Raw genomic sequence first — 2,352 nt, 5'->3', positions numbered from 1 at the left:
TTCGTCCTACGGGACCCAAATGCCTTCGTGCCGCAGTGAAACACTCACTGAACCAGTGGCCGGCATTTTGACGACGTGACAATTTGATGAGTACTGATAGTTGCCTGTTGCAAACCTAGATCTACATAGGTAGTCTTTGGTTTATGGAGCCACTCACCCGCAAAACCCCCGCCACTGCTGCCGTCTTGGAATCCCTGCTGTCCGCCAGTGACGCCGTGTGGGGACTGCAAGTGGTCAAGGAAACCGGCCTCAAAACGGGCACCGTCTACCCCATCCTTGAACGGCTGGAAGCCGCCGGCTGGGTGGAGGGAGTATGGGACACCGACGACGAACGCAAGGGTCCTCGTCGTCGATACTTCCGTCTGGGTGCGGAAGCTGCGCCCCACGCACGCCGGTATGTGAATTCGCAACACGCCAAGGAGAACCCCGGGCGCGACATCGCCCTGGGCTTCGAGTGGATCACGGCGTGAACCTCCAACAGCTCACCCTGAATCTTTGCCTGGCCCTGACACCTACGCGGCAACGCGAGGTCCGTCGCGAACAGTGGGGTGCCGACCTGCGCGATGCCCACTCGCTGGGAATGAACCACCGGGCAGTGCTCATCGGAGCGGCCACCGCAGCGCTTCACTTGCGCGCTTCACACATCATCATGTCCACCCAGGGCATTGGCTCCTTCTCGAAAGGCAAAAACATGAAAACCACCATGATCGCAATCTTCTCAACGCTTACCCTGGCGGGTGCAGCCGTCGTGGGCGCACAAGCCTTCCTTCCGGCAAAAGATGAGATTCCCGTCATCAACATCGACGGATTGCTTGAATCCGTGGAGCACCCGGATGATGTTTACATCTATTCCGACACAGCCGGAAGCGGAACGCTGGCCGACTAAACGGCTCCTTCGAGTCGGCACGGACCATACCCAAAGAGTGCCCGGTCAAGCTTCCGCTAGCGGACCTGATTGTGGCCATTTATATGCTCAGCAGCCTACTTCAGACTACGATTTCAGGATTCTCTGGCACTGGGGTTTCCAACCTGACTATCTGTTTCTGCGAAGTCCGATACCAACCTCAGCAAGGACGGCCGTTCAAGATGTGGGAAAGCTACCCAATTGGCACCCGGCCCTCAGGCTGGATAGAACTGACGGAGAACGGCTGGGGTGCGATTGCATCATGGTTCGCTGGACCGGAGAACGTGATGCGCGAGCCGATGGGTAAACGTACCGACTTGGTCAGGGTGACCTGTGAAAAGCCAGAGGGCACCAGCACTTCCTGGACCGAGACCATCACAGAAGCCGAGATCGAGGAAATCGAGGACGACATCGATGGCTATCTAGCAGATTCGGGACTGCCTTCTCGACCCCACGGCTACCGATGGTTTCTACGCTTGCCCTCCGGAATCAAGGATGAGAGCGACTTCTGGAGCCGTCTCAATGAGGCAGCCTTCAAGATGCCGCATACGAACTGGGACCCGAAACGCGAAGCGTCCAATTTGGGCGAATCCATCACGGGCCTCTTCTCCCAAATGCCGTAGCCCTCGATTCAGCCATCAACGCCATTGACCAAGTCCAGGCTTGCCATGGCTAAACACGGCCAAATGGTGTCCCGCACAGCGTTCCCCCTGCGGGTAGATGCGGGCGTGCCCCATTCATTGGAAAATGACTCTCTGCGTACAAGGATGGACAATGGCCCCATGCGCCTCTATCTATCTTCCTACCAGCTTGGCGACCATCCCGAAGCATTCACGGGCATGGTTCGAGGCAAAAAGCGCGGGTGGGTCATCATGAACGCCTTCGATGGGGCCGATCCTCAGATGCGGCGCAGTGAGACCGAACGCCAGCTCGTGAATCTCGCGGGCCTCGGGCTCACCGCACACGAGTTCGATCTGCGGACGCACGACCCGGAGAGCCTTACTACGGAGTTCGGGGAGCCGGACTTCGTCTGGGTTCGGGGCGGCAACGTCTTCACGCTCCGGGCGGCTCTGGCCCGATCAGGAGCCGACGCACTCATTGTGGACCGCCTCAGAGCCGATTCCATGGTCTACGCCGGTTTCAGTGCTGGGGGTTGCGTTCTCGCCCCGAGCTTGTTGGGCCTCGAAGAGTGCGATTCAACAGACGATGCCTTGCTGCTTTACGGAGCTGTCGAGTTCGACGGCCTCAATATTCTTGATCGCCCCTTTGTGCCCCACCTCGGAACTTCTGATCACCCCGAACGCGAGAGCCTGACTCAGGTGGCTGCGGCTTACGCCCAAGACGGCAAACAGTACTGGGCGCTTCGTGACGGCCAGGCGTTGGTGGTTGATGGCAGCAGCGTTGCGCTGTTTTGAGAGAAGGCTGGATTTAGTGTCCCGGTCAAGGTT

At 58.7% G+C, this 2,352-nt stretch carries 4 protein-coding genes; all 4 read left to right on the top strand.

Features of this window, described 5'->3' with window-relative positions:
* Positions 1-143 precede the first annotated feature (143 nt).
* The 4 genes from ACFY5D_RS22125 to ACFY5D_RS22110 all read left to right on the top strand — a co-directional run bounded on the left by ACFY5D_RS22125 (position 144) and on the right by ACFY5D_RS22110 (position 2,319).
* Entirely contained in the window at positions 144-470 is a 327-nt protein-coding gene (locus ACFY5D_RS22125; RefSeq protein ID WP_387534768.1) for a PadR family transcriptional regulator, read from the top strand.
* Positions 467-886, top strand: coding sequence for a hypothetical protein (locus ACFY5D_RS22120; protein WP_387534766.1), 420 nt, complete (start codon positions 467-469; stop codon positions 884-886). Before ACFY5D_RS22125 ends, ACFY5D_RS22120 begins: the two co-directional genes overlap by 4 nt.
* 200 nt (positions 887-1,086) lie before the next feature.
* Positions 1,087-1,527 carry a DUF5956 family protein gene (locus ACFY5D_RS22115; RefSeq protein WP_387534765.1) on the top strand — a complete coding sequence of 147 codons (441 nt, stop codon included), beginning with the start codon at positions 1,087-1,089 and terminating at the stop codon, positions 1,525-1,527.
* Between the two features lie 159 nt (positions 1,528-1,686).
* Positions 1,687-2,319 carry a Type 1 glutamine amidotransferase-like domain-containing protein gene (locus ACFY5D_RS22110; protein WP_387534764.1) on the top strand — a complete coding sequence of 211 codons (633 nt, stop codon included), beginning with the start codon at positions 1,687-1,689 and terminating at the stop codon, positions 2,317-2,319.
* The last annotated feature ends 33 nt before the right edge of the window (positions 2,320-2,352 follow it).

Source organism: Paeniglutamicibacter sp. NPDC012692 (genome assembly GCF_042901625.1).
Taxonomy (GTDB): domain Bacteria; phylum Actinomycetota; class Actinomycetes; order Actinomycetales; family Micrococcaceae; genus Paeniglutamicibacter.
This window is presented reverse-complemented; position numbering and strand designations above follow the sequence as displayed.